Annotated in this window: 24 protein-coding genes and 1 tRNA gene; 10 read left to right on the plus strand and 15 right to left on the minus strand. The window is 29.5% G+C overall.

Translation table 11 applies throughout. From position 1 onward, the window contains the following. Position 1 precedes the first annotated feature (1 nt). From L8W69_RS06775 to L8W69_RS06790, 4 genes are read left to right on the plus strand one after another with little or no spacing between them, the layout of a single operon-like run. The gene (locus L8W69_RS06775; RefSeq protein WP_133319317.1) at positions 2–769 is read left to right on the plus strand and encodes a DnaJ domain-containing protein; all 768 of its coding nucleotides are present in this window, start codon (positions 2–4) and stop codon (positions 767–769) included. Beyond that, on the plus strand, positions 769–2,301 hold the full coding sequence (purH, locus tag L8W69_RS06780; RefSeq protein WP_263666750.1) for a bifunctional phosphoribosylaminoimidazolecarboxamide formyltransferase/IMP cyclohydrolase: 1,533 nt from the start codon (positions 769–771) through the stop codon (positions 2,299–2,301). The genes L8W69_RS06775 and purH overlap by 1 nt, the downstream gene beginning before the upstream one ends. Positions 2,302–2,316: 15 nt before the next feature. Then, positions 2,317–3,909, plus strand: a complete 1,593-nt coding sequence (locus tag L8W69_RS06785) for a methyl-accepting chemotaxis protein (protein WP_263665645.1) — start codon at positions 2,317–2,319, stop codon at positions 3,907–3,909. Positions 3,910–3,926: 17 nt separating this feature from the next. Further along, complete coding sequence (locus L8W69_RS06790; RefSeq protein WP_263666751.1) at positions 3,927–4,340, plus strand: META domain-containing protein; 414 nt, start codon at positions 3,927–3,929, stop codon at positions 4,338–4,340. Between the two features lie 10 nt (positions 4,341–4,350). On the opposite strand, the gene pyrF is transcribed toward L8W69_RS06790, so the two are convergent. From pyrF to L8W69_RS06820, 6 genes are read right to left on the minus strand one after another with little or no spacing between them, the layout of a single operon-like run. Beyond that, entirely contained in the window at positions 4,351–5,034 is a 684-nt protein-coding gene (gene pyrF, locus L8W69_RS06795; RefSeq protein ID WP_220566733.1) for an orotidine-5'-phosphate decarboxylase, read from the minus strand. Further along, complete coding sequence (gene nusB / locus L8W69_RS06800; protein ID WP_263664753.1) at positions 5,031–5,429, minus strand: transcription antitermination factor NusB; 399 nt, start codon at positions 5,427–5,429, stop codon at positions 5,031–5,033. Before nusB ends, pyrF begins: the two co-directional genes overlap by 4 nt. Position 5,430: 1 nt before the next feature. Continuing rightward, positions 5,431–5,901 carry a 6,7-dimethyl-8-ribityllumazine synthase gene (ribE, locus tag L8W69_RS06805; protein WP_012661257.1) on the minus strand — a complete coding sequence of 157 codons (471 nt, stop codon included), beginning with the start codon at positions 5,899–5,901 and terminating at the stop codon, positions 5,431–5,433. Positions 5,902–5,913: 12 nt separating this feature from the next. Next, on the minus strand, positions 5,914–6,717 hold the full coding sequence (gene kdsA, locus L8W69_RS06810; RefSeq protein WP_263666752.1) for a 3-deoxy-8-phosphooctulonate synthase: 804 nt from the start codon (positions 6,715–6,717) through the stop codon (positions 5,914–5,916). A gap of 18 nt (positions 6,718–6,735) precedes the next feature. Next, positions 6,736–8,097: a uracil-xanthine permease family protein gene (locus L8W69_RS06815; RefSeq protein ID WP_133319324.1), complete on the minus strand. Its 1,362-nt coding sequence runs from the start codon at positions 8,095–8,097 to the stop codon at positions 6,736–6,738. Then, positions 8,087–9,019 carry a DMT family transporter gene (locus L8W69_RS06820; protein ID WP_263665649.1) on the minus strand — a complete coding sequence of 311 codons (933 nt, stop codon included), beginning with the start codon at positions 9,017–9,019 and terminating at the stop codon, positions 8,087–8,089. Before L8W69_RS06820 ends, L8W69_RS06815 begins: the two co-directional genes overlap by 11 nt. Positions 9,020–9,118: 99 nt before the next feature. Here L8W69_RS06820 and der point away from each other — a divergent pair, with 99 nt between their 5' ends. From der to L8W69_RS06845, 5 genes are read left to right on the plus strand one after another with little or no spacing between them, the layout of a single operon-like run. Beyond that, positions 9,119–10,504 carry a ribosome biogenesis GTPase Der gene (der, locus tag L8W69_RS06825; protein ID WP_263666753.1) on the plus strand — a complete coding sequence of 462 codons (1,386 nt, stop codon included), beginning with the start codon at positions 9,119–9,121 and terminating at the stop codon, positions 10,502–10,504. After that, positions 10,488–10,985, plus strand: coding sequence for a shikimate kinase (locus tag L8W69_RS06830; protein WP_263666754.1), 498 nt, complete (start codon positions 10,488–10,490; stop codon positions 10,983–10,985). Before der ends, L8W69_RS06830 begins: the two co-directional genes overlap by 17 nt. Then, on the plus strand, positions 10,982–11,941 hold the full coding sequence (gene trpS, locus L8W69_RS06835) for a tryptophan--tRNA ligase (protein ID WP_263662350.1): 960 nt from the start codon (positions 10,982–10,984) through the stop codon (positions 11,939–11,941). The genes L8W69_RS06830 and trpS overlap by 4 nt, the downstream gene beginning before the upstream one ends. Positions 11,942–11,952: 11 nt before the next feature. After that, entirely contained in the window at positions 11,953–13,188 is a 1,236-nt protein-coding gene (serS, locus tag L8W69_RS06840; RefSeq protein WP_263666755.1) for a serine--tRNA ligase, read from the plus strand. Positions 13,189–13,196: 8 nt separating this feature from the next. Continuing rightward, on the plus strand, positions 13,197–15,599 hold the full coding sequence (locus L8W69_RS06845) for a tetratricopeptide repeat protein (RefSeq protein ID WP_263661582.1): 2,403 nt from the start codon (positions 13,197–13,199) through the stop codon (positions 15,597–15,599). Between the two features lie 102 nt (positions 15,600–15,701). On the opposite strand, the gene L8W69_RS06850 is transcribed toward L8W69_RS06845, so the two are convergent. The 7 genes from L8W69_RS06850 to secA form a co-directional block, all read right to left on the minus strand. Beyond that, positions 15,702–15,776: transfer RNA gene (locus tag L8W69_RS06850), tRNA-Asn, on the minus strand. 67 nt (positions 15,777–15,843) lie between these two features. Continuing rightward, on the minus strand, positions 15,844–16,752 hold the full coding sequence (locus L8W69_RS06855) for a radical SAM protein (RefSeq protein WP_133319331.1): 909 nt from the start codon (positions 16,750–16,752) through the stop codon (positions 15,844–15,846). After that, on the minus strand, positions 16,749–17,771 hold the full coding sequence (gene hemE / locus L8W69_RS06860) for a uroporphyrinogen decarboxylase (RefSeq protein ID WP_263666756.1): 1,023 nt from the start codon (positions 17,769–17,771) through the stop codon (positions 16,749–16,751). Before hemE ends, L8W69_RS06855 begins: the two co-directional genes overlap by 4 nt. Positions 17,772–17,785: 14 nt before the next feature. After that, positions 17,786–18,292 carry a YqhA family protein gene (locus tag L8W69_RS06865; protein ID WP_087699510.1) on the minus strand — a complete coding sequence of 169 codons (507 nt, stop codon included), beginning with the start codon at positions 18,290–18,292 and terminating at the stop codon, positions 17,786–17,788. Positions 18,293–18,302: 10 nt separating this feature from the next. After that, a complete protein-coding gene (locus L8W69_RS06870) occupies positions 18,303–19,319 on the minus strand; it encodes an aspartate-semialdehyde dehydrogenase (RefSeq protein WP_263666757.1) in 1,017 nt (338 codons plus the stop codon). A gap of 12 nt (positions 19,320–19,331) precedes the next feature. After that, positions 19,332–20,621, minus strand: coding sequence for a sigma-54-dependent transcriptional regulator (locus tag L8W69_RS06875; RefSeq protein ID WP_263666758.1), 1,290 nt, complete (start codon positions 20,619–20,621; stop codon positions 19,332–19,334). An 8-nt stretch (positions 20,622–20,629) separates the two neighbouring features. Then, complete coding sequence (secA, locus tag L8W69_RS06880) at positions 20,630–23,221, minus strand: preprotein translocase subunit SecA (RefSeq protein WP_263666759.1); 2,592 nt, start codon at positions 23,219–23,221, stop codon at positions 20,630–20,632. Positions 23,222–23,340: 119 nt separating this feature from the next. Between secA and lolA the strand changes: the two genes are divergently transcribed. Continuing rightward, the gene (gene lolA, locus L8W69_RS06885) at positions 23,341–23,847 is read left to right on the plus strand and encodes a LolA-like outer membrane lipoprotein chaperone (RefSeq protein WP_133319336.1); all 507 of its coding nucleotides are present in this window, start codon (positions 23,341–23,343) and stop codon (positions 23,845–23,847) included. On the opposite strand, the gene L8W69_RS06890 is transcribed toward lolA, so the two are convergent. Further along, positions 23,848–24,498 (minus strand): flagellar basal body-associated FliL family protein, encoded by a 651-nt coding sequence (locus L8W69_RS06890; RefSeq protein ID WP_263659318.1) that lies wholly within the window; start codon positions 24,496–24,498, stop codon positions 23,848–23,850. Next, complete coding sequence (locus tag L8W69_RS06895; RefSeq protein WP_263666760.1) at positions 24,495–25,841, minus strand: ATP-dependent DNA helicase; 1,347 nt, start codon at positions 25,839–25,841, stop codon at positions 24,495–24,497. Before L8W69_RS06895 ends, L8W69_RS06890 begins: the two co-directional genes overlap by 4 nt. Between the last annotated feature and the right edge of the window lie 34 nt (positions 25,842–25,875).

Raw genomic sequence — 25,875 nt, forward strand, 5'->3', positions numbered from 1 at the left:
AATGCTTTTTGTTTTATTGGTATTAGCAATTCTTGCATTTTATTGGTATTACAAAACTTGGGGCAAAGATGATCTTTTAGGCTCTTTCAAAAAAGGAGCTAAAAGCTTCTCTCAAGGCTTTAAACAAGGCTATCATGAAGAAAGGATTGATGGCTTTAAAAGGAGATTAAACTATTATGTTATAGCGCTTTTAGCAAAAATAGCAAAAAGTGATGGTAGAGTTAGCGAGAATGAAGCAAACATGATCTCACAAATTCTTGATTATAATGCTAAAGATAAAAAAGAAAGAGATTTTTTAAAACAATGTTTTAATGAACATAAAAACACTTTAAATGATACTTTTGATATAGCCAAAGAGTTTATCAAAGAAGTGCCTTTACCACAACAAGAAAGAATTAATATTTTAAATGTCTTAGTAGCAATGGCTTTGATTGATGGAGAACTTAACAATACCAAAAAAGATGTCTTAAGAGCTATCATTAGAGCTTTTGAACTTGATGTAAATATACTTGAAAAACTTTTAAACTCTATGCAAACACAAAATACAGGTATGAATTTACAAAAGGCTTGTGAAATTTTAGGCTTAAATGAAAATGCAAACTTGCAAGAGCTTAAAAAACGCTATAGAGAACTTGCCAAAAAATACCACCCTGATATTTTAAACGCAAACAATAGCGATGAAGAAAAAATCAAAGAAGGTGTTAAAAAATTTCAAGAAATTAATGAATCATATGAATTTTTAAAACAATATATAGAAAGGAAAAATTAATGAAAGCACTAATTAGTGTGAGCGATAAAGAAGGTGTTGTAGAATTTGCTAGCGAACTTACTAAATTAGGTTATGAGCTTTTATCCACCGGAGGTACTTATAAGCTTTTAAAAGAAAATAATTTACAAGTACAAGAAGTTAGTGAATTTACTCAAAGCCCTGAAATGTTTGAAGGGCGTGTTAAAACATTACACCCAAAAATTCATGGTGGAATTTTATACAAAAGAGAAAATGAAGATCATCAAAAACAAGCCAAAGATTACAACATCGAAAGCATAGACTTACTTTGTGTGAATTTATATCCTTTCAAAAAAACTACAATTTTGACCCAAGATTTTGATGAGATTGTAGAAAATATCGACATTGGTGGTCCTGCTATGATACGCAGTGGTGCAAAAAACTTTAAAAATGTCATTGTCGTTTGTGATATTTTAGACTATGATAAAATCATACAAGCTTTAAAAGATAATACCTTAAATCTTGATTTTAGAAGAGCATTGATGATCAAAGCTTATGAGCATACAGCAAATTATGATGCTTACATAGCAAACTATATGAATGAGCGTTTTAATGGTGGCTTTGGTGCAAGTAAATTTATCGTAGGTCAAAAAGTGTTTGACACAAGATATGGAGAAAACCCTCATCAAAAAGGTGCTTTATATGAATTTGATGACTTTTTCACACACAATTTTACAACCTTAAAAGGTGAAGCAAGTTTTAACAATCTAACCGATATTAACGCGGCTTTAAATTTAGCAAGTGCTTTTGATAAAGCTCCGGCAGTAGCCATAGTCAAACATGCAAATGCTTGCGGATTTGCCATAAAAGAAAACTTACTCCAAAGCTATATCCATGCTCTTAAATGCGATACCTTGAGTGCTTATGGAGGAGTTGTTGCTATCAATGGAACTTTAGATAAAGAATTAGCGCAAAAAATCAATGAAATTTATATAGAAGTAATCATTGCAGCAAATGTAGACGATGATGCTTTGGAAGTTTTTAAAGATAAAAAGCGTATTAAAATCTTTACACAAAAAGCGCCATTTTTAACTAGAGCTTATGATAAATATGATTTTAAACACATAGATGGTGGTTTTGTATATCAAGATAGTGATGAAGTTAAAGAAGATGAATTAAAAAATGCGATTTTAAAAAGCGAAAGAAAAGCTAATGAACAAGAATTAAAAGATCTTGAAATAGCTATGAAAATTGCTGCATTTACTAAATCAAACAATGTAGTTTATGTAAAAAATGGAGCTATGGTAGCCATTGGTATGGGTATGACAAGTCGTATCGATGCAGCTAAAGCAGCTATTAATAAAGCCAAGGAAATGGGGCTTGATCTAAATGGTTGTGTTTTAGCAAGCGAAGCTTTCTTTCCATTTAGAGATAGTATAGATGAGGCTAGCAAAATAGGAGTAAAAGCCATCATTGAACCAGGTGGAAGCATAAGAGATGAGGATATTATTCAAGCTGCTAATGAGTATGGTATTGCATTATACTTTAGCGGCATAAGACACTTTTTACACTAATAAAAGGAGTTTTAAATGTTTAAAAGCATAGGTGCAAAAATATCTTTAGCAATGATTTCTACATTGCTAATTAGTTTTATTATCATGCAGATTATCTTACAAAAAGATTCTCAACAAACTACAGATAGAATCAGCCGTGCACATTTAGATACTTTAAGCACTTCTGTTTTTCAAACATTAAGAATGGCAATGAATTTGGGCGATCCTGCTATTATAGAACAAGCTATAAAAGATGCTGGTGAAATAGAAGGTATAAAAGATATTAAAATTTATCCTTCAAAAAGCACAATTGAGCTCTTTGAAATACAACATTTTACAAAAAGTGATGAGAGTATTATCAACGAGCAATTTAACAAGCCAGAAATTAAAGCCGTTGAAATCAATAACGATCAAGGACATTATCTAAGACTTATACGCCCACTTATCGCCAATAAAGGTTGTCTTGCTTGTCATGCTAATGCTAAAGAAGGCGATGTTTTGGGTGTTATGGATATGTACAATGATTTAAAACATGTAGATGATGATTTGGCAAGTTCAGCTAGAACTTATATTATAATCTTTAGCGTTGCTTTACTTTTTACTGTTTTTGCTGTACTTTATATTTTAAAAATAGTTGTAGGTAATCCTGTTTTAGATCTTTTAAAACATGCTAAAGAACTAGCTAGCGGCGATGGAGATTTACGCGCAAGAATTAATATAAAAAGCACCGATGAAATAGGTAAAGCTTGCACCTACATCAACCAATTTATTGAAAAAATTCAAAATGCAGTAGTTTCTACTAATAAAAACTCTCAAATGGTAGATAAACAATCTAAACTTTTAAATGCTAATGCACTTGATCTAGCAAATAGAACTAAAGAAGGTCATACAAAAACTGATGAATCTTATCATTTAAGTGAGCAAATTCATACAGAATTACAAGATCTTGCTGAACTTTCAAATAACGCAAATAAAGCCAATACAAAATCTTTTGAAGTTTTAAACACCATGCTTGACTCATTAAATCAAGTAGTAGATAAGGTAAAAGTTGTAGCTGAAAATGAAGATATATTATCTCAAAAAGTAGAAGTTATGGAAAAACAAGCAGAAGAGATTAAAAAAGCTTCTGACATGATGGGAGAAATTGCTGATAAAACCAATCTATTATCTTTAAATGCAGGTATTGAAGCTGCGCGTGCTGGAGAATTTGGTCGCGGCTTTTCAGTTATTGCTGAAGATGTAAGAAATCTTGCTCAAAATTCAGAAGAATTTTTAAAAAATATTGCCATCGTAACCAAACAATTAGTAGATAGTATCAATGAAGTTTCTAAAGAGTTAAAACACAATGCTAACGAAATTAACTCTTTAAATCAAGATGCAAAAGAACTTGTAGAAGGAACCAATGAAGTAAAAGTTTGCAATGAAAATGCAAGAGATTTAGCAAATGCTTGCATGCAAAAAATTTCAAGCACACAAGAAACTTTACAATCTTTGCTTGATAAAATGCAAGAAACGGTAAAATTAAGTGATAAAAATGAAGAAATTTCAAAAATTTTATTAGATGTTGCTCATGAGTTAAATATAGTTTGTCAAAATTTAGAGGATGAATTAAAACATTTTCATGTATAAATCAAAGGAGTATAAAAATGAAAAAAATAATCACATTAAGTATAGCGAGCTTAGCTATTTTTAGTGGGTGTTCTGTGGCAAATTTAAGTGTTGATGATTTACAAAATAAAGAATTTACTATAAGTTCTTATGAAGCTAATGGAAAAAATCATGAACTTCCTCAAAATGCTAAAGCAAGCATTAGTTTTGATAATAAAGATAAAAGAGTTTTTGGTGTATCAGGATGTAATAGATTTTTTGGAAACTATAAAGATCAAGGAAGTAGTATCAAAATAGAAGATAATCTTGCTTCGACAAAAATGCTTTGCGATCAAGAATCTATGAAATTTGAAAACGACTTCTTAAGATATTTTAATGGAGAATTTCAAATTATTAGTGATGATGATGGAATTATTTTAGAAAATAAGAAAATGAAAATTTATTTAAAATAAGCCTCTAGGCTTATTTTAAATGCTCTAATATATTCTCACAAACCATTCTAGGTTCTTTTGCCTTATAAATAGGTCTTCCAACCACGATAAAATCTGACAGATTATCCTTAGCACACTGTATATCAGCTACTCTTTTTTGATCATCTAAATTTTCTTTAAAAGGACGAATTCCAGGAGTTAGTGTAATAAAATTTGCATTTGTATTTTCTTTAATCAATAAGCTCTCATATACCGAACAAACCATACCATCAAGACCGCTTTCATAGCTAATTTTAGAAAATTCCTTAACAGCTTGTTTGATATCTTGTTTGTATATACTAAAAAATTCTTGCTCATCAAAACTAGTTAAAGCAGATACAGCAAGCACCAAAGGTCTTTTGCTTAAAACACTTAAACGCTCCATAATCATACACATAGCACTTTTACCTGCACTTGCGTGGATATTAAACATATCCACATCAAGCTTAGCAAGCTCTTCACAAGCATCTGCCATGGTATTTGGTATATCATAAAGCTTTAAATCTAAAAAGATTTTAAAATCATCCACTTTTTTAATCGCCTCTAAAAGCTTTGCTCCATCTCTTAAATATGATCTAAGCCCTATTTTAACCCAAAGATCTAAACCTTTTAATTCTTTAGCCAAACTAATACACTCATCATAACTTGACACATCAAAAGCCACACAAAGTTTCATTGCTTTTCCTTGTTAATTTTATCCAACACCCCGTTGATAAATTTAGGAGCATTATCTCCTGCCATTTCTTTTGCAAGCTCTATAGCCTCGTTAATGATAATCGCTTTTTGTGTAGAAGTAAATAAAATCTCATAAGTACCTAAACGCAAAATGGCCTTTTCTATACTAGCTACTCCATCTAATTTGTGCTCTTTTAAACACTCATTGATTTTCTCATCAAGCAAAGTAAGTTGCTCATTGATACCATCATATAAATCTAGAGTGAATTTTCTTTGGTCATTGCGAATTTTTTTCTCATCTAAAAATTCATTGATAAAATCTTTATTTTCTTGATTTAGCTGTGCTGCATAAAGCAAAGAAACTATACTTTGTCTTACTTGGTGTCTAGTAGCCATTTTAAGCCTTAATTTTTTGGATTAAATTAAGCATTTCAACCACAGTAAGCATAGCTTCAAAGCCCTTATTACCTGCTTTACTACCTGCTCTTTCTATGGCTTGCTCTAAGGTATCAGTTGTTAAAACTCCAAAACTCACAGGCACATTAGCTCCAAGCCCTACACTTGCTATACCTTTAGTAGTTTCAGCTGCTACATAATCAAAATGTGGTGTACTTCCACGAATTACTGCTCCAACACAACAAATTCCATCAAATTTTTTACTCTCACAAGCTTGTTTTAATGCAAAAGGAATTTCAAAAGCACCTGGCACTAAGATAAGACTTAAGTTTTCTTCCTTACCCCCATGTCTTAAAAAAGCATCTTTAGCACCTTCAACTAAACGATCTGTGATGATATGATTAAATCTTGCATTGATAATCGCAATTTTCTCATCACCTTTTAAACTTAAATTTCCCTCTATTATCTTCATAATTTTCCTTTTCTAAATGATTTCTTGAATTTTTAAAAGCGTATTTACGCAGTTTTTAAGTCTTGAAAGATCAAGCATATTTGGTCCATCGCATAAAGCTTTGCAAGGATCAATGTGCGTTTCAAAGAAAAATCCATCTGCGCCTACACTAGCAGCAGCTCTTGCTAATGGCTCTACAAATTCACTTTTGCCTCCACTACTGCCACCATTTGCTCCTGGCATTTGCACACTATGAGTAGCATCAAAAATAACCGGAGCATATTTTCTCATGATAACCAAACTTCTCATATCTACAACCAAATTTCCATAGCCAAAACTCGAACCCCTCTCAGCTACAAAAACTCCATTTTCTTTGGCTATTTCAAAACCTTCTTCATTAATGCCTCTAGTTTGTAAAATTTTAGCTACGCTGTATTTAATATCTTCAGGATTTAAAAATTGCCCTTTTTTTACATTTACCTTGGCTTTTGTTTTAGCAGCAGCTACTAATAAATCAGTTTGTCTGCATAAAAAGGCTGGAATTTGTAAAACATCTACAACCTCAGCCGCAACACTCGCTTGAGAACTCTCATGAATATCAGTAAGAATTTGCATGCCAAATTTATCTTTCACTTTTTGCAAAATTTCCAAGCCTTTTTCAATGCCTGGCCCTCTAAAACTATTAATACTAGTTCTATTTGCTTTATCAAAACTTGATTTAAAATAAAAATCAATTCTATCATCTTTTAAAAAGCATTCAAGCTCTTGTGCAACTTTAAAAACAAGTTCTTCATTTTCTATTACACAGGGACCTGCTATTAGTATCATTTTTTTCATTATTTTTCCTTATTTTTATTATTTTACTTTATTTTTTTCATTTTCTTCAAGCGGAAAAATGCAATTTAAAATAATAGCCGTAATCCCACCTGCTGCAATCCCTGAAGAAAATAAAGTTTTAAACCACATTGGCATAAATTCTAAAATATCAGGATTATTAGAAACTCCAAGTCCTATACCCAAACTCATAGCTATGATGATAATAGAACGACGATTTAGATTTTCCTTAGAAATAATCCTAACTCCCGTTGCAGCTATAGTACCAAACATTACTAAAGTTGCTCCACCTAAAATAGGCTCTGGAATTTGCAAAGTAATATCAGCCACAATAGGAAACAAACCCAAAATCATCAACATAAAAGCTACAATAAATCCAACATATCGACTTGCAACACCTGTTAAAGCTATAACGCCATTATTTTGCCCAAAACATGAATTTGGAAAAGTATTAAAAAAGGCTGAAACAAAGGAATTAAAACCATTAGCCAAAACCCCGCCTTTTAATCTTTTTGCATAAAGTTCGCCTTTAACTGGCTGATTTGAAACTTCACTAGTAGCACTAATATCGCCGATAGTTTCTAAAGAAGTTACCATAAAAACTAAAATCAAAGGTAAAATAAGATTATAATCAATACTCAAACCATAATGTAAAGGATCGGGTAAAAACACTAAAGGTAAATTTTCATTAAAATTAAAACTAAAATTTTCAAAAGTCATAGCTACTAAAAGCCCTATTATCATAGCTATAAATAAAGAAGAAATTCTTATATAGGCATTATTAAAACGATTTAAAACAATAATACTTAAAATCACAACTCCGGCTAATAATAAATTTTGCAAAGAACCAAATTCACCACTTGCCTTAGCCGCAAATCCACCTCCTGCGCTCACAAGGCCAACATTAATCAAACTAAGACCTATAATCATCACAACTATACCTGAAACCAAAGGCGAAATCACTCTTCTAATAAAAGGTAAAATTTGTGAAATAATCATTTCAGTAGTAGAACAAAGCATTAAAGTGCCAAAAATGGCTCCAAGCATTGCTTCTTGCGATAAACCATTATTTTTTAAAACAAGCCCACCTAAAATAATAGGTGCAACAAAATTAAAACTAGTCCCCTGAATAGATAAAAGTCCACTCCCTATAGGACCCCAAGTTTTAATCTGCAAAAGCGAAGCAACGCCTGAAGCAAAAAGCGACATACAAATAATTCTAGCCGTATTAGTATCATCTATTCCAAGTCCTTTGCAAATTAATAAAGCAGGTGTAATCACAGCAACAAACATAGCCATTAAATGCACTAATGCAGCAAAAAATGCCTTAGCAAAAGGTGGTCTATCTTCTAAACCATAAATTAAATCTGTTTTATTTTCCATTTTTCTTTCCTTTTGTTTGCTTACTAACCAAAATAATTCCTCCTAAAATAATGCTAAAAATTCCTATAAAAACCATTAAGCTAGGAAATTCATCTCCTAATAATATGCCCAAAAATAAAGTAAAAACTACATCTATATAGCTAACTCCTGCGACAACTCCTGCCTTTTTTGCTACTCCATAAGCTTTAGTAACATGAATTTGATACATTGCTCCAAAAATTCCCATCAAAACAATAAAAATCCAAGCTTTAAGACTAGGCATAACAAAAGGAGCAATTAAAAAATCAAGCTCTTTTATTTCATAAAAAGAACCTACAATCATAGACATTAAAGGCATCAAAGTACCAATTAAAACAAAAGATAAAGCTATAAATGGCGCTGGGTATGATTTTCTAAGCTCTCTTACGCTAGTTAGCGCCAAGGCTGCACAAAAACCGCTTAAAATTCCTAAAATACTATTTTTAAAATCAAAACCTGAATGCGTAGTGCTATCTGCAAAAGGCTGACAGATTAATAATACTCCTATAAAAGCAATCAAAATCCCAAAACAAGCTTTTAATCCTAAACTTTCTTTAAAAAATAAAAAAGCAATCAAAGCTATAAAAATAGGTGCTGTTTTTTGAAAAGCAAAAGCCCCACCTAATGAAATATTAGAAACATTATAAAAGAAAAGATATAAAGCAATCGTTCCTATAATACCTCTAAAAATAAGCAGTCCAAGATGTCCGCCACTTTTATGAAAATTTAATTTTGAAAGCGCATAAAGCATAAAAGCTGTGCCTATAATATTTCTAAAAAACATAATTTCAATCGATGATAATTCTTCACTAAGAATTTTTGCACAAGCACCTACAAATGCAAATTCTATAGAAGCAATAATCATAAAATATATACCTAAATTCTTTTTAACTATTCTTAACATATAAATTCCATATAAAATTCCTGTTATTTTAGTCTTTTTTGCTTAATTTTAAGGCAATTTTTATATAATCACAAATAAAAATTTAAAAAATGAGTATTAATGCAAAGTATTATTTTAATAGGAAAACCAAATGTTGGCAAATCAAGTCTTTTTAATAGACTTGCAAGAAAGCGCATTGCAATAACTAGTGACATAAGTGGAACTACAAGAGATACTAATAAAATAGAAGTAGAAATTGATGGCAAAAAAGCTTTGTTGATAGATAGCGGCGGGCTTGATGAGAGTAATGAGCTTTTTAAAAATGTCAAAGCAAATTCGCTTAAAGCTGCTAAAAATAGTGATATTATCTTTTATATGGTGGATGGAAAATTTTTACCTGATGATGAAGATAAAGCTTTTTTTTATGAAATGAAAAAACTCAACAAACCCATAGCTTTAGTAATCAATAAAGTCGATAACAAAAAAGATGAGGAAAGATCTTGGGAATTTTCTAATTTTGGAGTAAAAGAAGTTTTTAATATCTCTGTAACACATAATATAGGCATTGATGAGCTTTGTATGTGGGCTAGTAAGTTTTTAGATGAAAGTTATTTAAATGCAGATGAAGAAGAAGACTTTGAAAGTTATTTAGAAAATTTTGATGAAAATAGCGGAGATTTTAAGCTAAAAACTATTAATGAAAATCATATTAAAGTAGGAATTATCGGTAGGGTTAATGTAGGAAAATCAAGTCTTTTAAATGCTTTAGTAAAAGAAGAACGTAGCGTGGTAAGCGATATAGCAGGCACTACAATTGATCCTGTTAATGAAAGCATTATGCATAAAGATAAAATCATCGAATTTGTAGATACTGCGGGTATTAGAAAACGCGGGAAAATACAGGGCTTAGAGCGTTATGCACTTAATAGAACTGAATATGCCCTAGCCAATGCTCAAATTGCACTTTTAGTACTTGACGCAGCTGAAGGTTTTAACGAACTTGATGAGCGTATTGCAGGACTTGCTGCTAAACATTGTTTAGGTGTGATTATCGTACTTAATAAATGGGATAAAAGCGAGCTTGATTTTGATAAAACTTTAAAAGAATTAAAACTAGATCGTTTTAAATTCCTAGCTTATGCGCCCGTTGTAAGCGTATCAGCTTTAAGTGGAAAAAGAATACATGTGCTTTTGGATAAAATTTTAGAAGTTTTTGCAAATTTCATCCAAAAAATTCCAACAGCAAAATTAAATGCTTTGGTAGAAGAAGCCACAAGAGCCCACCCGCTACCACATGATTATGGTAAATTAGTGAAAATTTATTATGCGGTTCAATACGACTTAGCACCTCCAAAAATAGCTCTAATTATGAATAGACCAAAAGCTTTACATTTTAGTTATAAACGATATTTACAAAATCAAATTAGAAAACAATTTAACTTTGAAGGTGTACCTTTAATTTTAGCTTCAAGAAAAAAAGGTAGCAAAGATGAGCAAGAAAACTAACCTCCTTTTTGTAGGATTTATGGGCTGTGGTAAAACAACTATAGCAAGGGCTTATGCAAAAAAATATGATAAATTCTTTTTAGATACAGATGTTTTAATCAAAGAAAAATTTAATCTTGAAATTAGTGAATTTTTTAAAACATATGGAGAAAAAAAATTTCGCAAAGAAGAAAAAAAACTTGTTTCGTTTTTAACTTATGTGCAAAATTGTTCTATTGCAAGCGGTGGTGGCTTCATAGAACAAAAAAAATTAAAAAATATTGGTACTATCGTTTACTTAAAAGCAAGTTTTGATTATCTCTTGAAAAGACTAAATAAAGAAGAATTGGCCACAAGACCCTTATTTTCAAACACAAACAATGCTAAAATACTATTTGATCAAAGAATTAAAAAATATGAAAAAAAAGCAAATATCATTATAAACATTGAAAACAAAAATATCCAAGAAATAATTAAAGAAATCAAAAAAGAGGTAAAATGAGAATTATTACAGGATTACAGCCAAGTGGGGATTTACATATAGGAAATTATTTTGGCTCTATAAAACAAATGCTAAATATGCAAGAAGAAAATCAAATGTATATGTTTATAGCAAACTATCATGCTATGACTTCAAATTTTAATGGAGAAAAACTTAAACAAAATTCACTCAAAGCTGCGGCAGCTTTTTTAAGTTTAGGAATTGATCCACAAAAAAGCGTATTTTGGTTACAAAGTGATGTAAAAGAAGTGATGGAGCTTTATTGGATTCTTTCTCAATTTACCCCAATGGGACTTTTAGAAAGAGCACATAGCTATAAAGATAAAATTGCCAAAGGTTTAAATGCCAACCATGGGCTTTTTTCTTACCCTGTTTTAATGGCTGCAGATATTTTACTTTTTAATGCTCAAATAGTTCCTGTAGGTAAAGATCAAATTCAGCATGTTGAAATAGCAAGAGATATAGCCTTAAAAGTAAATAATGAATGGGGTGAAATTTTTACCCTACCTCAAGCTAAAGTTAATGATGAAGTTGCAGTAGTGCCTGGTACTGATGGAGCTAAAATGAGCAAGTCTTATCAAAACACAATCGATATTTTTAATACACCAAAAGCTATTAAAAAACAAATTTCTTCCATTATCACAGATAGTACAGCTTTAGAAGATCCAAAAGATTGGCAAAATTGTAATGTATTTAAAATCGCAAAATTGTTTTTAGACAAAACAAAACAAGAAACTTTAAAAAGCCGTTATGAAAAAGGTGGCGAAGGTTATGGGCATTTTAAAATGTATTTAAATGAAATCATTAGTGAGTATTTTGCCTCGGCTAAGGAAGAATATGAAAAATTACTAGCTAATCCTTCTAAAATCGATGAGATTTTAGAATTTGGAGCAAGCAAAGCAAAAAAACAAGCCCGAGAAACAATGGAAAAAATTTATGCTAAAATAGGACTATAAAAGGAGTTAGAATGTTAGATTTAAAACTTTTGCAAAATAATTTTGATGAAATTGCGCAAAAACTAAAAGCTAAAAAAGTAGATGAAAATTTACTCAAAGAACTTAGCGACTTATTTATAAATTTAAAAAAAGAAAAAGCACTTTTGGAAGAATTTCAAGCTTTTCAAAATAAATTTAGTAAAGAGCTTGCAACAGCACAAGATAAAGAAAGCTTAAAAGTACAACTAAGCCAAAATAAAGAAAAAATCAATACTCAGTCAAAAATCGTTAGCACGCTAGAAGAAAAACTAGAACAAATTGCCCTAGCAATACCAAATATCCCTGATGATTGCGTGCCTTTTGGAGAAGATGAAGATGAAAATGTAGAATTAAAAAAAGTTCTAACACCTCCTAGTTTTGATTTTGAAATCAAAGAACATCATGATTTGGGAGAAAAATTAAACTGGCTTGATTTTACAAGAGGGGTTAAAATCTCACAAAGTCGTTTTTGTGTGCTTAAAAATGAAGGAGCTTTACTAAGTAGAGCCTTGGTAAATTATATGATTGATTTTAATAGAAGTAGAGGTTTTGAGCTAGTCAATGTACCATTTTTAGTAAATAGCGCAACCATGTATGGCACAGGACAGCTTCCTAAATTTAAAGATGATATGTATAAGGTAGAAAATGATGATTTATATCTCATCTCAACTTCTGAAATTCCTGTAACTAATCTTTATTCTAATGAAATTTTAACTCAAGAAGAATTACCCTTAAAAATGACCTGCTATAGTGCTTGTTTTAGACAAGAAGCAGGAAGTGCGGGTAGAGACACAAGAGGTATTATAAGACAACATCAATTTGAAAAAGTAGAGCTTGTTAGTATATGCAAACCTGATCAAAGTGAATTGATGTTTGAAGAAATGTTAAATTGCGCCAGTGATTTACTAAGCTCTTTGGGTCTAGCACATAGGCATTTAATGCTTTGTACGGGAGATTTGGGCTTTTCTGCTGCTAAAACAGTAGACTTAGAAGTATGGCTTCCATCGCAAAACAAATACCGTGAAATTAGCTCTGTGTCAAATTGTAAAGATTTTCAAGCAAGACGTGCAAAGATCCGTTTTAAAAACGATAAGGGCAAAAATGAATTAGTTCACACACTTAATGGTTCTTCACTAGCTGTTGGTAGAACCTTAGTAGCTATTATGGAAAATTATCAAGAAAAAGATGGAAATATAAGAATTCCTGATGTATTAAGAAAATACTTTTAAGAGAAAACATGGCCGAAGAAGTAACACCTAAAGAACAAGATAATCAAGAAAAAGCTTTTTCAGAGATTGATGAAAATCCAGGAGTAGAAGAACAAACTATCCCTCCTGGCACAATACCTCCTGAATTAGAGGAAGAAGAAAGTACTTTTCAAAGAGTAGAGGAAGAACCTCAAGCATCACAACCTGAAGAAAAGAAAAAGCTTTTTGATAAAAAATTTCTTATTTTGATTTCAACGCTTGGTGCTCTTGCTCTAATTTTACTTATTATTTTAGTTTTACTTCTTGTTTTTAAGGAAGATAAAAAAGTAATCACAAATAATCCAATTTTAGAAGATAATGTTAGTACAAGTATCACAAAGGTGAAACAATCTGCTTTAGATCTTGTAGTACAAAAGGCAAATTTATTATATGAAAAAGGTGATATAGAAAGTGCTTTAGAGCTTTATAATAATATTAATATTTTCAATCAATCTTTATCAAGTTATAATCTTGGTGTAGCTCAAATGAAACAAAAAGATTATATTAGTGCTGTTGAGAATTTCAAACAATCTTTAGAATTAGAAGAACACAAAGTTGCAGCAGCTATTAATATAGCTGTGTGTTATTTTAATCTGGGCGATAAAGAGAAATTTAAATATTATCTTGATTTAGCAAGAGTACATTTACCACAAGATTCTAAATCTTCTTTGTATGATTATTATCTAGGATTAATTAATTACTATCAAGGATTTTATCCAGAGGCTTTACAAATGTTCATGCGTTCAAGTAATATCAACAGCTATCAAGGAGAGTCTTATTACCTTGGGGCAAAAATTTACGCATTATTAAAATCTGATCAAAACGCCATTAATCTTCTGCAAAAGCAACAAGATTATGAAGCAAGCTTACCCTTAGGTTTATTATATGCAAAACTGGGAGAATATAAAAAAGCTAAAGAATATCTTGAAAAAGCATCAAAAATAGAAAATCAAGCCATAAGAAGCAAAATGGCTCTAGCTTTAGTAGAATTAAAAACAGGTCAATTTGACAATGGTGCACAAATTTTAAAAACTTTATATGTAAAAGATAGAGCTATTGGCTCAAAATACTATAACATAAAAACAAGACTAAAAAGAAATTTTTCAAATATTGATATAGCGCAGCAACATTTTGCCAAAAGTTTAATCACAGGAAAACAACAAATTTATGATTTACTTTTTTATTTTTCACCTTATCGCGTTTTTGATATAAAACAAAGCATGGAGCTCATCACAAAAGCTGATTTGGGAAATTTCATACAAGGGTATGAGTATGAAAACGAATTGCTTGTTAAAAGCAAAGCTTTATCAGGCGTTAATGTGGAATTATCTCATGCTATCAATCTAGCTTTTAATTTTCATCTAAGAGAAGCAAATCAAGAATTTAAAAATTTAAGTGAAATTTATCATGCTCACGATGTAATTCATTATAATCTTGCTTTAACTTATGCACAACTGCAAGATTATAATAATGCATATAAACATTTTTCAACTGCTTATCATTTAAATCCAAAAAATTATATTGCAGGTATTTTTGCCATATATTGCATGGATTTAGTAAAAAAAGATTATACCAAACTTGCTAATGAACTTTTGGAAAATTTACAAGCAGATAATAATATCGATCAAAATCATAATATCTATAAATATTTACTACATCTAGTTAAAAGTGACTTTACTGCTATGATTCCTTATTTAGATAACCTTTCAAATAGCAAAAATACTCCTTTAGAATTAATGTTTGCTATAGTAGCTGCTAATGGCAATAATCTTGAAATTTTAAGAAATCAAAAAATAAAAGAATTAAAAGATTTGCTCGGTGAGGATATTATTAGCAATATTTTATATTTTAATTCTAAAAACACAAATCTTGATATTAAAGAGTATGCCAAACAAGCACAAATGTATTTTTTAACAACCAAGCTTGATTATAATTCTTTATTTGGTGGAGCTGGTATAGTTAAAGACAGCTATGTGACACTTATGCAAATTACCGGCTTGTTAAATCATGTTAGAAATGACATAAAAAAAAGACTTGCTATGAGTAATAAAAATTCCATCGGACTGATTTTTGCTCTAGCTTATGTTGATATTTTTGCTAAAGAATACCAAGAAGCATATACACTTTACAATATCTTAATAGATGATTATAAAATCAAAGATGCACAAACTTTATTTTTAGCCGCAGTAGCAGCGATAGGTTCTAATAATCCAAATTCAGCCATAGCTTTACTAGAGCTTGCAAAATTAGAAAATGAAGAAACCTTAGAAGCAAGACTTGCACTAGGACTATTATATCATGAAGTCCAAAATTTAGAACCTGCTATGTTTCAATATGAAAAAGTAGGAAATAATTTTGAAAGTAAATTTTTTACTTTTGATATTAAAAATTAGTATTTTCATAAAATAAGAAAATACTAATTAACTATCAAAAAATATAATTATAAATTACAAATTAGATTATTATAAAATATACATGATGTTAACTTTATGAAGTGGCTCCGGATGTAGGATTCGAACCTACGACCAATCGGTTAACAGCCGACTACTCTACCGCTGAGCTAATCCGGAACATCAATAAATAAGAAATGATATTATATAAGAAAAAAACTTTTTTGTCAAGATTTTTTATAAAAAATTACGCTTTTTTGTAAAATTTTACTCCTGCTAAATTTTCTACAACAATTTTTCGTTCTTTAATTAATTTTTCTAATATATCTTTACTATGCTGACTAAATTTGTTTTCTATGTCAAATTCACTTTGTGCTCTAAGCTGCAGCATCTTCAAGAGCTCTTGGATATTAAAATCAATTTTTTCACCTTTGTAATAATGTTTAGCAAGCACAACAGGCACACTAGTAATATACATACTTAATTCTTCCAACTTTTCCAAAGATATACCTTTAACAGGATACGCAGGCGGTCTATCTATAGTGCTAAAATCCACTCTTGATGGTCTTATCTTGTCAAATGCCTCATTTAAAGCCAACATCTCATCTTTGTTATCATTCAATCCCTTGACAATTAAAACTTCCATAACAAGCTCACCCAAAAATTTCTCTCTAAAGGCGATCATTTGTTCTATCATTGTTTCAAGTTTTATTTGCTTTAAAGCCCTATCAACTCTATAAAAAGTTTTTTCCATTGCACTATCAAGACTAAATTTAACTACATCAATATACATTAAAGCATCAAAAATATCCGAATTTAAAACTCCACTACCATTGCTTAGGATTAAGAGTTTTTTATCTTGTTTTATTTTATTTAACTCATAAACTAATTCTTTTAAATGAGGATATAAAGTAGGCTCACCATTTGCAGTTAATGTTAAAAAGTCAAATTGCACATTACCTTTCAATACACTTTGTACTTCATCGATAATATTTTTTATTTTAGGATAAATTAAAGATTTTTCCAAAGGTTTTGCAGCTTGTAATTCACAATAAACGCAGTCAAAATTACATTGTTTTTGATTTGGACTTAAATCAATTCCCAATGAAAGTCCAAATCTTCTTGAACTTATAGGCCCAAAAGTTATTTTACTCACTTTTTAGATTTCTCTTGAACTAGCTTGATAAAATATTTAGCATTATCAACAGGAATATCAGGTAAAATTCCATGTCCGAGATTAAAAATATGTGCACTATCTTGCATAATATTTAAAATTTTATCCACACCTTGTTCAATAGCTTTTTTATCATAGAGTCTGCAAGGCTCCATATTACCCTGCAAAGTATATTTAGCGCCTAGTTTTTCCTTAGCCAACTCTAAAGGGGTACTCCAATCTACTCCAAAGACATCAAAATTTCCATTTATATCATCTAAGAACCCACTTACCCCTTTAGGAAATAAAATCACAGGAATATGCGGATATTTTTCCTTTATAAAATCAGCAATTTCAAGCATATATTTAAAAGAAAACTCAAAAAACATTTCTTTTTCTAAAGCACTTGCCCAACTATCAAATATCTGTATAGCATTAGCACCTGCTCTAATTTGCTCTTGAATATAATACTTTAAAACAAAAGTAAGTTTAGATAAAATTTGATGTAAAAATTCAGGATTTTGATAGACTAATTTTTTACACTTTGCATAATTTTTACTACTACCACCCTCTATCATATAAGTAGCAATAGTCCAAGGACTTCCACAAAAACCAATCAAAGCTTTATCTTGTGTAAGTTTTTCTCTAGTAAATGCTAGTGCATCATAAACATAAGAAAGATTTTTAATGCTTTTTTCAACATCTAATCTTTCCAATTCTTCTTTTGTTTTAATAGGATTTGAAAATATAGGGCCCTCGCCTTTTTCAAATTTTAAATCCATACCCATTTCTAAAGGTACTACCAAAATATCTGAAAAAATAATAGCTGCATCAACACCCAAAATATCTACTGGTTGTAAGGTAACTTCACTCGCTTTTTTATAATCTTTACAAAGTGATAAAAAATCTCCAGCACTTGCTCTAACCTGCATATATTCAGGTAAATATCTTCCTGCTTGGCGCATCATCCAAACTGGAGTATAAGAGGTTGACTTTTTAAAACATGCATCAATAAAAATCATTTTTATTCCTTATTTTAATGATCACTTTTGTGTAAAAAATAAAGTCCTATACAAAGAGCTAAAATAGAACCTGCAAGATAAGTCATATCCAAAACCGTATTTAGTTGCATTTGTAAAATTCTTTGGAAAAAATTTACAACTAAGACCATAATAATAACTTTTGCAAGTTTATCTTTTAGTTGATCTAAACTGTGCACTTCTAAAACTTTTGATTGTTTAGTTTGTTTAAATTCTTCTATTTCACTAATAAAAAGTTCATAAATTCCAAAAGAAAATATAAATAAAACTAAAGCCATTAAATATAAATCTACAGCCCCTATAATCAAACCAACAATATCTTCATGCAAATCCACCGTAGAATTAGGCAACATAAAATACTCAAATACATATTTTAAAACTTTAATCACATCATAACTTGCAATAAAAAATAAAACAAAAGCTCCTATAAGGCCAAAAATTACAGGCAAAATAGTGACTAAACGACTCTTAACCAATAAATTCTCAAAAAATCTTTCTAGCATTCTTCTCCTTTTAAACTAACTCTAGCCATTTTTGTGCAATACGCACTGCATTTGTAGCAGCTCCTACACGAATTTGATCAGCCACGCACCATAAGTGTAAAATATTTTTATGATTAATATCGCGTCTAATTCTTCCTACATAAGTTTCATTAGTATCGCTTGTAAAAAGTGGCATAGGATATTTTTTATTTTCTACATCATCAATCACAACAACACTTGGTGCTTTAGAAAGTATTTCTCTAACCTTAACAACATCAACATCTTTTTCAAAATGCATAGTAATAGCTTCACTATGACTTCTAAGCACAGGAACTCTTACGCAAGTTGCTGAAATTTCAAGTTTTTTATGCAATATTTTTTGCGTTTCATTTACCATTTTTAATTCTTCTTTAGTGTAGCCATTTTCACTAAAAACATCAATTTGAGGAATTAAATTTAAAGCTAAGGTATATGGAAAAGTTTTTGCCTCAAATTCATCTAATTTAAAAGCAAAAAAACTTTGCATTCCTTGAACTAATTCTTCCATACCTTCTTTACCTGCACCACTTGCTGCTTGATAAGTACTTACATCTACTCTTTTTAGATTAAATACATCATCAAGTGGTTTTAAAACATGCACCATTTGTATAGTAGAGCAATTTGGATTAGCAATAATTCCTGTTTTTTCCCAATCTTTAATATCTTCGCTATTGCATTCAGGAACTACCAAAGGAATATTTTCATCCATTCTAAAATGACTAGTATTATCAATCACTACAGCACCACACTCTACTGCGTATTTTGCATACTCAGCACTTATGTTTCCTCCGGCACTAAAAAAAGCAATATCTACAGGATTTTCTTTAAAAACATTTGGAGTTAATTCTTTTACTTTGTAACTTTTTCCTCTAAATTCTACTTCACTACCTGCGCTTTTTGCACTTGCTAATGGTAAAATACTTTCAACCGGGAAATCAAGCTCATCTAAAACATTTAAAAGCTCTTCTCCGACTGCTCCAGTTGCACCTACAATGGCTATTTTTTTCATCATCCATCCTTTTTAAGTAATATTGTATTTTTTCATTTTTTCACTAAAAATTTTCTCACTCATCCCTATAAGCTTAGCTGCTTCTGCAATATCTTGCGAATTTTTTAAAGCTTCTAAAATCAATTCTTTTTCAAGATTTTTAATATCTTTACTTTTTCTACTTTCTAAGAATAAATCTTGAGCGCTAATCTCATCATTTTCACTTAAAATACAAGCTCTTTGTATAATAGAAATTAACTCCCTAATATTACCTGGAAAATCATAAGCTAATAGAGCACATTGTGCTTCTTGACTTAAAGTTTTTTCATTAAAATCGTATTCTTTACATGTATCAAGTAATACCTTTTGTGCAATTTGCAAAATTTCTTCTTGACGCTCTCTTAGTGGTGGTATATTAATAGGAATAGTATTAAGCCTATAATATAAATCTTGTCTGAATTCATTATCTGCAATCTTTTTTTCTATATGAGCATTAGTTGCACTAATAATTCTTACATCAATCTTTATACTCTTAGTACTTCCTAATCTTGTAATTTCTTTTTCTTGCAAGGCTCTTAATAATTTTGCTTGAATTTCATAAGGCATTTCACCTATTTCATCTAAAAACAAAGTGCCTTCATTAGCGAGCTCAAACAACCCTATTTTAGTAGTATTAGCATCGGTAAATGCACCTTTTTCAAAACCAAAAAGCTCACTTTCTATCAAATTTGATGGAATTGCTGCCATATTAATAGCCACAAAAGGTTTTTGTGCTCTTTTTGAATTTTTATGCACAAAATTTGCAAAAACTTCTTTACCTACCCCACTTTCTCCAAAAAAAAGCACACTTGCATCTGTCTTAGCAGCCTTAGTAGCCAATTTTAAACAATCTTCCAAAGCTTTAGAAGTGCCATAAAAATCTTGATTTTCTTCTTTTTTGATAATCTTTTTGTTTGTTTTTTTAGAAGTCTTTTCTTGAATTATTTTTGCGCGTTTTATCGCAGTTACTAAAGTATTAATATCAAATGGTTTTACTAGAAAATCTTTTACTCCAAGTCTTACTGCTTCTATGGCACGATTTAGCGTTGCATTACCTGTAATAATAATAAAATCATATTTATTCTCACAAGCTTGCACAAATTCAATACCATCCATACCCGGCATATTAATATCTGTAATAATCAAATCAACATCATCATTTAGTTTTTTTAAAGCTTCAGTTGCTGATTTATAAGATTTTATAGTAAATTCCTCATACTCACTCAAAGCAATTTCGAGTGATTTTCTCATATTTATATCATCTTCGACTATAACTAAATTCATTTCAAACCTTAAGCTAAAATACCTTTTTTGGGACCACTTTTACCATGGCATTCTTTATATTTTTTACCACTACCGCAAGGACAAGGTGAATTTCTAGGTACTTTAGTAATTTGTGCTTCACCATTTTCATCAACACCACTTTCTGTGGTATTAGCTAAAAACTGCTCATTTTGTTCATGGCTTTTTTCTTCAAAATTTTGTGCTTCTTTTTGAGTGAAAACTACATTAAATAGTAATTTCAAACTATCAAATTTAACACGCTCAACAAGCTCCATAAAAAGATTATAGCTTTCTTTTTTATATTCTACCAAAGGATCTTTTTGATTATAACTTCTTAAACCTATACCAGTTTTTAAAATATCCATTTGGTATAAATGTTCTCTCCATAGATTATCTAAAATTTGAAGGTATAAAATTCTTTCAATTCTTCTAGCTTCCTTATCATCAATAATATTCATTTTATCTTTGTAAGCTTTTTCTAAAATTTCACTTAATTTATTTTCTACTTCAATTACACCTAAATCTTTAAAATCAGCTTCGCTAAGATCAAGATTACACTCATAACTTACTTTTTGTTTTAAACTTTCAAAATGCTTAACATCATCTTCAAGCTCTGCATTTAGATAAATTTGACTTACCAAATGATTACTATATTCAGCAATATTTTTTAAAATTTTATCTTGCAAGTCAAATTCTTCATCTAATAATTCATTTCTATAATTATAAATAGTCTTTCTTTGTTCATTTGCCACATCATCATATTCAAGCAAATGTTTTCTGCTCTCAAAATGCAAGCTTTCAACTTTTTTTTGCGCATTCTCAACAGCTCTTGTAACAATACGACTTTCTATATGTTCGCCCTCTTCTATACCTAATCTTTCCATGATATTTTTTATGCGATCACCACCAAAAATTCTCAAAAGATTATCCTCTAAACTTAAGTAAAATCTACTTACACCAGGATCACCTTGACGCCCTGCACGACCACGAAGTTGATTATCTATTCTTCTGCTTTCATGGCGCTCAGTTCCTATAATATAAAGCCCGCCTAAAGCTCTTATTTCATCATCTATTTTTATATCAACCCCACGACCTGCCATATTAGTAGCTATAGTTACTGCGCCTTTTTTACCCGCATCTTGGATAATCAAAGCTTCTTGCTCGTGATTTTTAGCATTAAGCACATGATGAGGAATGCGTTCTTTTACAAGCATATTATGAAATACTTCACTTCTTTCAATACTTGCAGTTCCCACTAAAACTGGCTGACCCTTTGCATTTGCTTTTTTTATCTCTTCAATAACTGCTTTAAATTTTTCTTCTTGAGTTTTATAAATCAAATCATCTTTATCTATTCTTGCAATTGGTATATTTGTAGGTATAGAAACTACATCTAAATTATAAATTTGAGAAAATTCCGTTGCCTCAGTTTGTGCAGTACCTGTCATGCCTGCTAACTTTTTATACATTCTAAAATAATTTTGGAAAGTAATATCTGCTAAAGTTTGACTTTCTTCCTGAATTTTTACCCCTTCTTTAGCTTCTAATGCTTGGTGTAAACCATCACTAAAGCGTCTTCCCTCGCTTAATCTTCCCGTGAATTCATCAACAATTACAACTTCTTTATCTCTTAATACATAATGCACATCTTTTTCAAATAAATTATGCGCTTTTAAAGCCTGGTCAAGCTGATGGGCCAATATTGCATTATCTAAGCTATATAAATTTTCTACTCCAAATAATTTTTCAGCCTTAGAAATTCCAGCCTCTGTAATCATAATAGTTCTATTTTTCTCATCGACAACAAAATCACCACTTGGCAATTCTTGAGGAGTAGTAGCTGCTTGGCCTTTTTGCATTTGTTTTGCTACTTCATTTGCTTTAACATAGCCGTCTAAAGTTCTATTTGTAGGCCCACTTATAATAAGCGGAGTTCTTGCTTCATCTATTAAAATACTATCTACTTCATCAACTATAACAAAATTATGCTCTCTTTGTACTTTTTCAAGCTTTGAAAATTTCATGTTATCGCGTAAATAATCAAAGCCAAATTCATTATTTGTACCATAAGTTATATCACACTCATAAGCTTTTTTATGTGCCTCATCACTATTTTGTTCTGAAAGTATCACACCTACACTAAAACCTAAAAAATTATAAATAGCACTCATTTGCTCTGCATCTCTTTTAGCCAAATAATCATTTACGGTAACCACATGCACACCCTTACCACTCATAGCATTTAATACAACAGGTAAAGTTGCAACCAAGGTTTTACCTTCCCCAGTTTTCATTTCAGCAATTTTTCCATCATGTAAAACCATGCCACCGATTAATTGCACATCAAAATGACGCATATTAAGAGTTCTTTTTCCTACTTCTCTAACTATCGCAAAAACATCATTCAATATTTGGTCTAAAGTTTGTTTTTCTTTTTGAATTTGTGTTTTAAATTCTATAAATACTTGTTTTAATTCATCATCGCTTAAATTTTGGTATTTTGATTCTAAAGCATTAATTTGCACAACCCTCTTTAAATATTTTTTTACTTCTCGATCATTTTTTGTGCCAAATATTGCTTTAAATACACTAGAAAACATTTTTTTACCTTTAATTACAAAAATATATGCTAGATTATACCTTGAATTTAATTAGAACTATATAAAAAGTTTTGTTTGGATAAATTTTATATAATTTACAAAATTTTTAAAGGATAATTATGAGATATTTTATATTTTTAATGTTATTTGTTTGTAGTATTTTTGCTTTTGATATAAATTTTAAAAATTTTAGTAGTAATTTTGAACAAAAGGTACAAAGCAATAATTCTTCGCTAAATTATAAAGGAAATTTTATCATTACTCAAAATAAAGCCTTTTGGAATTATACTAAACCAAATAAAAAACAAATTTATATCAATCACAAAGAAGTTATTATCATAGAGCCTGAGTTAGAACAAGCTATTTATACTCAATTGCAAAATTTACCAAATCTTCAAGAAATTTTTAAAAATGCAAAATTAATATCTCATGAAAATTATGAAGCAAAATACGAAAATATCACATATAATATCAAACTAAAAAATGATAATCTTAGTAATATTTCTTATAAAGATGAGTTGGGAAACTTAGTTAGTATTTATTTTTATAATCAGAAATTTGATCAAAATATCAACGAAAATATTTTTATACCAAAAATCCCAAGCCATTTTGATATTATTCAATAATCAAAATGGTATTTCATTAAACAAATCTTGCTGTTCTTTACTTGGAGCTAACATTTGCATTTGAGTTTTTTCCATGGTTTTTAAAATCATATCCATAGCCTCTTTACTTGTATTAGTATCTTGATTAAAACTTTTATTATCATCTTTATCATTGTTGTTTATTTGATCGGTATTTATATCTTTTGATTGAGTATTATTTTGATCCGTATTTTTTGCAACTTTGGAATTATCTTGAATTTCCTTTTGTTTGATAGTTTTTATTGTATTGTCATCTTTTTTTTCCAAATCATTTATAAAACGCTTAAATTCTTCCAAGTCAAACTTAGCTACCGAATTAATTTTTAAAATATAAATATTTTTAATTTGAGTTTTATATTTTTTATTACTAAATTTAAGCAAGGTTTCTTTAAAATTATTTTTACCAACTTCTGTAAATAAATCTTCATAAAAATAACTAGATACAATGGTGTTTAAAGCATCTATAATTTTCTTTTGATCTAAATTTTCTCCCTCAAAATCTAAATTCATTTCAATTTTTTTTAAAGTATTATTTCCAACCTTTGAATATAAATCAGTTCTAAAATTTTCTATACTCAAGGAACTAGCATGGATATTAAAAAACATTAAAAGCAAAACTATAATCCATTTCATATTATCTCCTCGTCTTCTTCTAAATCTATAAATTTTTCTTGTAAATAAAATTTTTTCACTTCTTTATCGGTTTTTAAAATTCTTAAAAAATAATCCTCAAAAGGTATTTTATAATTATATATGATTTTTAAATTACAAGGATTAATGGCTCTTGATAAACATACATATAATTGTCCTTTTTCAAAAATTCCATCAATATCACATATGAGCTTATTTATACTCATACCTTGAGATTTATGGATTGTTATAGCATAAGCTAGTTTTATAGGAAATTGAACAAATTTAGCTTTTATCTTAACTTCTAGTTTTTCATCTTTGTCTAACTCATACTCTTCTAAGGTATATTCATATGGTTTTAATTTCAATCTTTCACCATTATTTTTCTCTATCAGAATATATTCTTGCTCTTTATCTTTTATAAAATCTAAAATAATTCCTTGTTCTCCATTGTAATAATTTTCCTCTTTATTATTTACACAAAAAATAATCTTAGAACCTATTTTTAATTTTAACTCCTCTAAAGAATTTAATCCTTTAATCCACTGCTCATAAATTTTATCATCTAAAGTATGATCTAATTTTTCCATTCTTGATTTAAATATTTTTTCTTTACCTTGCAAAAGATTTAATTTTTTAGCATTTATACAATTAGCTTTTTTATTTGTAGCACACAATAGGGTATATTCGTCCATATACTCAAGCAAATCTTTTGGATAAATTAACATTTTTTTAAAAAAACTTAGTATTTCTTGATTTACTTTGCCAATTCTAAGAAAAAATAAATATTCATAAAATTGTTTATCTAAAGTTCTTTTAGTAATACTAAGCTTTAAATTGACAAATTTTAAATCATTCCAAGCTTGAGAAGAAAAAGCATATAGAGTATTTTGAAATAAAGTGTTTTGATTCTCTTTGTAGTTTATTACAGGTGGAAGTTGAAAAAAATCACCGACTAATAAAATTTTACCACTAAAGTCACTTCTTGTTAATCTATAATAAATCATTTCCATCAAAGATGCACTTATCATAGAAATTTCATCAATAATTAATAAATCACATTGCTTTAAAATTCTCTTTAATTTTTCTAGTTTATCCCTTTGCTTTCTATCTTCATAATATAACTCATCATAATTTTGACATCTTTTAAAAGCAAAAAAACTATGTAAAGTAACTCCTCCTATATTAAATGCACTTAATCCAGTAGAACCTAATACAACAACAATTCTACCTTGTTTTCTATATAATTTAACAAGTTCTGTAGTTAAGAATGATTTACCAACTCCAGCAGAACCACTTAGAAATATATTATTATCTTTTAAGAAAAAATCTAATTTATTTAACATCATCCTAATATTATATTATAATCTACTAAAACTC

It is taken from the genome of Campylobacter sp. CNRCH_2016_3089 (assembly GCF_025772505.1).
Lineage (GTDB): Bacteria > Campylobacterota > Campylobacteria > Campylobacterales > Campylobacteraceae > Campylobacter_D > Campylobacter_D lari_D.

Coding starts and splice junctions, on each gene's coding strand:
- L8W69_RS06870 (WP_263666757.1), bottom strand. CDS start 19,319: ATGAAAAAAATAGCCATTGTAGGTGCAACTGGAGCAGTCGGAGAAGAG.
- L8W69_RS06875 (WP_263666758.1), bottom strand. CDS start 20,621: ATGAATTTAGTTATAGTCGAAGATGATATAAATATGAGAAAATCACTC.
- serS (WP_263666755.1), top strand. CDS start 11,953: ATGTTAGATTTAAAACTTTTGCAAAATAATTTTGATGAAATTGCGCAA.
- L8W69_RS06865 (WP_087699510.1), bottom strand. CDS start 18,292: ATGCTAGAAAGATTTTTTGAGAATTTATTGGTTAAGAGTCGTTTAGTC.
- nusB (WP_263664753.1), bottom strand. CDS start 5,429: ATGGCTACTAGACACCAAGTAAGACAAAGTATAGTTTCTTTGCTTTAT.
- trpS (WP_263662350.1), top strand. CDS start 10,982: ATGAGAATTATTACAGGATTACAGCCAAGTGGGGATTTACATATAGGA.
- L8W69_RS06830 (WP_263666754.1), top strand. CDS start 10,488: ATGAGCAAGAAAACTAACCTCCTTTTTGTAGGATTTATGGGCTGTGGT.
- L8W69_RS06845 (WP_263661582.1), top strand. CDS start 13,197: ATGGCCGAAGAAGTAACACCTAAAGAACAAGATAATCAAGAAAAAGCT.
- kdsA (WP_263666752.1), bottom strand. CDS start 6,717: ATGAAAAAAATGATACTAATAGCAGGTCCCTGTGTAATAGAAAATGAA.
- L8W69_RS06775 (WP_133319317.1), top strand. CDS start 2: ATGCTTTTTGTTTTATTGGTATTAGCAATTCTTGCATTTTATTGGTAT.
- L8W69_RS06815 (WP_133319324.1), bottom strand. CDS start 8,097: ATGGAAAATAAAACAGATTTAATTTATGGTTTAGAAGATAGACCACCT.
- ribE (WP_012661257.1), bottom strand. CDS start 5,901: ATGAAGATAATAGAGGGAAATTTAAGTTTAAAAGGTGATGAGAAAATT.
- secA (WP_263666759.1), bottom strand. CDS start 23,221: ATGTTTTCTAGTGTATTTAAAGCAATATTTGGCACAAAAAATGATCGA.
- L8W69_RS06890 (WP_263659318.1), bottom strand. CDS start 24,498: ATGAAATGGATTATAGTTTTGCTTTTAATGTTTTTTAATATCCATGCT.
- L8W69_RS06790 (WP_263666751.1), top strand. CDS start 3,927: ATGAAAAAAATAATCACATTAAGTATAGCGAGCTTAGCTATTTTTAGT.
- der (WP_263666753.1), top strand. CDS start 9,119: ATGCAAAGTATTATTTTAATAGGAAAACCAAATGTTGGCAAATCAAGT.
- lolA (WP_133319336.1), top strand. CDS start 23,341: ATGAGATATTTTATATTTTTAATGTTATTTGTTTGTAGTATTTTTGCT.
- pyrF (WP_220566733.1), bottom strand. CDS start 5,034: ATGAAACTTTGTGTGGCTTTTGATGTGTCAAGTTATGATGAGTGTATT.
- L8W69_RS06785 (WP_263665645.1), top strand. CDS start 2,317: ATGTTTAAAAGCATAGGTGCAAAAATATCTTTAGCAATGATTTCTACA.
- L8W69_RS06895 (WP_263666760.1), bottom strand. CDS start 25,841: ATGTTAAATAAATTAGATTTTTTCTTAAAAGATAATAATATATTTCTA.
- hemE (WP_263666756.1), bottom strand. CDS start 17,771: ATGATTTTTATTGATGCATGTTTTAAAAAGTCAACCTCTTATACTCCA.
- purH (WP_263666750.1), top strand. CDS start 769: ATGAAAGCACTAATTAGTGTGAGCGATAAAGAAGGTGTTGTAGAATTT.
- L8W69_RS06820 (WP_263665649.1), bottom strand. CDS start 9,019: ATGTTAAGAATAGTTAAAAAGAATTTAGGTATATATTTTATGATTATT.